At 43.4% G+C, this 272-nt stretch carries 1 pseudogene; it reads right to left on the bottom strand.

The features are described 5' to 3' along the window. A pseudogene (locus AYW75_RS18470) lies at nucleotides 1-272 on the bottom strand (outer membrane protein assembly factor); the annotation flags it as partial.

Below are 272 nucleotides of genomic sequence, written 5' to 3'. Positions count from 1 at the left end.
TGAATGAGATAATAATCTTTCAGCACATCATCCAAAGGAATCTTGTAACTCGCGGTCACCTGTTGCTCAGGTATGGAGAGATCAAGACTGGTATTAAAGCTGTGGCCATGTTCGTTCAACCATGGTTTTTTCCACTTAAATTTAATTTTCGCCCCCACGTCAGTGGAGTAACCAAGACCCGTTTCAAATTGGTTTCTTACTTGCGGGGCCAGTGACACCTTCATAGGTAACTCTCGCCCTTTACCTACTTGCGATAAGTCAGGTTCAACAAA

Source organism: Marinomonas atlantica (assembly GCF_001639725.1).
Classification (GTDB): domain Bacteria; phylum Pseudomonadota; class Gammaproteobacteria; order Pseudomonadales; family Marinomonadaceae; genus Marinomonas; species Marinomonas atlantica.
The sequence above is the reverse complement of the archived record's forward strand: the minus strand, read 5'-3'. Positions and strand labels throughout refer to the sequence as shown.